This is a genomic window from Methanobrevibacter sp., assembly GCF_045644645.1.
Lineage (GTDB): Archaea > Methanobacteriota > Methanobacteria > Methanobacteriales > Methanobacteriaceae > Methanocatella.
The window spans coordinates 1-4,567 of sequence record NZ_JAZRHE010000008.1 but is presented as its reverse complement, the minus strand read 5'-3'; the positions used below and the strand labels follow the sequence as shown (position 1 = coordinate 4,567).

5 protein-coding genes are annotated in these 4,567 nt (G+C 35.9%); all 5 read left to right on the top strand.

All coding sequences use genetic code 11. The annotated features are described in order from the left end of the window. A partial coding sequence (locus ACKI4K_RS00290; protein WP_407421119.1) for an SPASM domain-containing protein occupies positions 1-256 on the top strand: 256 nt, incomplete at its 5' end. A 9-nt stretch (positions 257-265) separates the two neighbouring features. Beyond that, positions 266-394, top strand: coding sequence for a hypothetical protein (locus ACKI4K_RS00285; RefSeq protein ID WP_407421117.1), 129 nt, complete (start codon positions 266-268; stop codon positions 392-394). Positions 395-812: 418 nt separating this feature from the next. Then, positions 813-2,861, top strand: a complete 2,049-nt coding sequence (locus ACKI4K_RS00280; RefSeq protein WP_407421115.1) for a heavy metal translocating P-type ATPase — start codon at positions 813-815, stop codon at positions 2,859-2,861. A gap of 65 nt (positions 2,862-2,926) precedes the next feature. Next, on the top strand, positions 2,927-3,916 hold the full coding sequence (locus ACKI4K_RS00275) for an ATP phosphoribosyltransferase (RefSeq protein WP_407421113.1): 990 nt from the start codon (positions 2,927-2,929) through the stop codon (positions 3,914-3,916). A gap of 177 nt (positions 3,917-4,093) precedes the next feature. Beyond that, complete coding sequence (locus tag ACKI4K_RS00270) at positions 4,094-4,429, top strand: hypothetical protein (protein WP_407421111.1); 336 nt, start codon at positions 4,094-4,096, stop codon at positions 4,427-4,429. Positions 4,430-4,567 lie beyond the last annotated feature (138 nt).

The window sequence follows — 4,567 nt, the reverse complement described above, 5'->3', positions numbered from 1 at the left end:
CAGAGACCATGTTGATGAGAACTGCAAGAAATGCAGATACGTGAAATATTGCGAGGGGGGATGTCCTTACAATGCAATTGTTGCATATCAAACCCCGCAGGCGGTTGACCCGCAGTGCACTGCATATAAGATGATATTCGGCGAGGTTTCAAAAAGGATGAATAAGGAATTTGCAAAATCCGCCTTTGGAATGGGTGCACCCGCCCCCAGAAAGGAAGGCGATCCGTTCAGCATAATGGACCTTGCAATGAAATAGGGTGTTGATATGATTTGTGATGACTGCAAACACCTGGAACTTAGAAACAAGTACAAAATAGTATGTAAAGTTCATGAACATCTTCTGTTGGATGTCAAACAGTGTCAAAACTTTAAAAAGAAAGATGATGACCAGTGAAGGTTCGTTTTGTCTGCTGTTTTCAATTTTGATGTTTAAGCTTTGAAGGAATCATGCAAAAAATATTTTATCCCACTTTTTTTAGTGAAACTGCACAGGACAAAATCACGTCGAAATTAAAAGATTGGCATATTGAAATTGCAGGTGATGCCTTTCACTAATTTTATTGAGTAATACTGACTATATAAATGAACTCAAAAAAAGTAATACTTTTATATACTTCAACCTACAAAATAATAATTAGTAATACTGAGTATTTAAATGAACTCAAAAAAAGTAATACTTTTGGCTGTTCGGTACTTACTGGATTTGATTTTTTAATGTTATTTTAAAATCATGGAATAACTATTAAAAAATTTTTGAGTAATACTGGGTATTTAAATAAACTTAAAAAAAGTAATACTTTGAGGTGTTTTTTGTGATTGATGAAATAACTGATTTCCTGTTTGGTCTGAAAATGACTATCATTTCTGGCATATTTTTATTAATTGCAGTTATTTTCATGATTTTTGGAATAGATACTCCCATTTATTTGAACCCTGCATGGGGAACAGTAATAATAAGCGGCATCCCGATGCTGCTCCTTGCTATGACTCGGTTAATTCGTGAAAGATGGATTTCATCTGCATTATTGATTGCAATTGCCATGGTGGCGTCACTTTTGATTGGTGAAATATTTGCGGCAGGTGAAGTTGCATGGATTATGGCTTTAGGGGCACTTCTAGAGGATTGGACAGTCGAAAGGGCAAAAAAAGGTTTAAGAAATTTAATCAATTTAACTCCGCAGACCGGAAGAAGAATTATTGGTGGTGAGGAAGAAGTGATTCCGGTTAGTGAAATAAGAATTGGCGATACTTTAAGGATACTTCCCGGTGAAAGTGTCCCTGTGGATGGTGAAATAATCTCGGGAACCAGTTCACTTGACCAGTCAATCATGACTGGAGAATCCCTGCCGATTGACAAGGAAGTTGGGGATGAGGTGTTCTGCGGCACTATGAACATGTATGGAGCCATTGATATAAGGGCAACCAGTTTGGGTGAAAATTCTTCACTCCAAAAGTTGATTGATCTGGTGAAGGCAGCCGATGAAAAGCAAGCGCCGACACAAAGAATTGCTGACAAATGGGCAACCTGGCTGGTTCCTGTAGCATTGATAATAGCTATTGTGGCATGGCTTGCAACAGGTAACATTGAAAGGGGTGTAACCGTTTTGGTGGTATTCTGTCCATGTGCATTGATTTTGGCAACACCAACAGCCATTATGGCTGCCATCGGTCAGGCAACAAAATACGGCGTGTTGATTAAATCCGGTGAAGCTCTAGAGACATTGGGTGGTTTAAATACTTTGGTATTCGATAAAACCGGTACTTTAACTTATGGTAATTTAGAAGTTTCTGATGTTATCTCCTTAAAGGATAATCTGACTAGTGGGGATTTGCTTAAAATTGTTGCCTCATGTGAGAAATTAAGTGAACATCCCCTTGCAAAGGCTGTTGTAAAAAATGCAAAAGAAGCCCAAATCAATATTGAAGAACCTAAAAACTTTAAAATGTACCCTGGAAAAGGTGTTGCATGCAACAACTCATATGGTAAGGTATATGCTGGAAACTCCAAATTCCTATCTGAAAACAATATTGATGTGAATGTCGGCAGTCAATTGAACAAATTGAAAAGCGAAGGAAAAGCTTCAATCATCGTTGCATTAAATGAAGAGGTCATTGGATTGGTTGGATTATCTGATGTGATTCGTGAGGATTCTGCAAGCATGATTCAAAGCCTGCATGATTTAGGCACTGAAACTATACTGCTCACGGGAGATAACACAGAAACTGCTAATTACTTTGCCTCAAAGGTTGGAATAGGCAAGGTTCACGGTAATCTGCTTCCTGAAGAAAAACTCTCATGGATTGAAAAACTTAAAAAAGAAGGCAAAAAGGTTTGTATGATTGGAGATGGCGTAAATGATGCGCCTGCACTTAAGACAGCAGATGTTAGTGTGGCAATGGGGTCTGTTGGAAGTGATGTTGCAATTGAAGCCGCAGATATTGCGCTTCTGGGAGATGACATTGGAAAGATTCCATATCTCAAGAAATTATCAAACTCCACATTATTTACAATAAAGGCAAATATAGTTATTTCAATGACAATCAATGCTGTGGCAATTGTCTGTTCTGTTTTGGGATTATTGAATCCTGTGACAGGAGCTATTGTTCACAATGCAGGGTCCTGTCTGGTTGTATTGAATGCGGCATTGCTCTACGATAGACATTTCGACGATTCAATTAAGAAAATAGACACAGAGCATACAGAACATTCACATTATCACTTCCACAATGACACAGAACACTCACATTCCCATGAGGGTGTCAATATCATCGATGAAATTGTAACTGATAATGGAATTAAGCATATGCATGTTCACAAACATGCGCTGGATAGACAAAGTTGTGAGGCCTATCACAACTGATTTTTTCTTTTTTTCATCAAAACTAATATATAGTTTAACGAATAACCTTATTTGTAGGTATTAATATGAATGATAAAATAATTTTAGGACTTCCAAAGGGAAGTTTAAATAATGTAAAAAGAGGAAATACCCATCAACTCTTTGTTGATGCGGGTTATGAAGTCAAGGGTTACGAACCCGGTGACGAATCCTACGAAATTGAAATATTAAACGATGAAGATATTATTGCTTTTCTTACTCGTCCGCAATCCACTCCCGTTGAATTGAATAGGGGAATGGTTGATATAGCCATTGTCGGTGAAGACTGGATTAAGGAGGAATCAGTTTTAAGGGATACAAACACTATTAAAATCGGGGACCTGGATTATGGAAAAACCCGCTTGATTGTTGCCGTTCCTAAAGATTCCCCATATGATAGTTTATCAGATTTATTCAAAGCAAACAAAGATAGAAAAACCCCGATTTTGTGCTTCACCGAATATCCTAATTTGACAAGAAAATTCATCATGGAAAATGAAGCTTATCAGGAAATTTACGGGGATGCAGTGCCGTTTGTCCAGGTCAGAGGTTTGACTGATGGTGATAATGAGATGGTGCAGGTGATTAACTCTGATGGCGCCACTGAGGTTTACATTGCAAAAGGTGCTGATTTGATTGTAGACAACACCCAAACAGGAAGCAGCTTGAGAAAAGCAGGATTGAAAGAAATCGAAACTATATTGCATTCTTCAGCGGGACTTTATGCAGGCGTAAGCTGTACAGGTGAAAAGTTTGACAAGGCAAAAATGATTTACGAACAGCTGTTGGGAGCCATCACTGCCAAGAAATATTTTGATGTGAAATTCAACATTGCCAATAATAAGATTGAAGATGTGTCCAACTATCTGATTGACAATAGGCTTTGTGCAGATGAACCTACAATCACTCAGGGGTCTGATTTTTCACAAATCAATGTTTTAATTCCTAAATCAAAATTCCCTGAAATGGTTGACGCAATCAAAGGATTTGATGCAACTTCAATTATCAGAAATGATTTAAAACAGTTGATTGAATAATCATTTCATCATTTTCTTTTTTTTAAAAAACCGTTCAAATATTCCTTATTAAACCATCATGAGACTCTTTCAAAAACTTTGTTGATTTGAAATTTTTTGATGAAAATTAGTTTGTAATTTTTTATTTTGTCTAAAAATAGTTAAATTTAATAAAAAGGTGGAGTAAAAGTTTTTATTATGCTTAACCAAAAAACAAATACTCCAAATAGTATTTTAGATGTTAAACAATATATATTTTGCGATTCTAATGATGGATTTGTCCTTTTAGATCCTCGTTTTGTGAAAATTTTTAAATCCTGTCAAAAAGTTTTAAAATCTTTTGATTTAAGTTTTAAGAAGGATGTTCCTTATTTTAAAATGATTTTAGCTCGATGTCCATATTGTGGAACTCGTCATGTTGTAAAATATGGTTTTACAAAAAGAACATTAGTGTTTAAAGAAATTGGTAAAACTAAGGTGAAGTTCAGCGCTATATTTGTAAACATTGTGGTAAAACCTTTCAAACTGATTTAACACATCTTGTTGATAAAAACAGCAATTTTACGAATGAATTAAAAAGTGAATCAGAGCATTTAATTTCAGATTATCTGGGAAGCTTGAAAAATGTTTGTAAATCTTTTAAAAAATTCTTTGGAATCACTGTTTCGCATC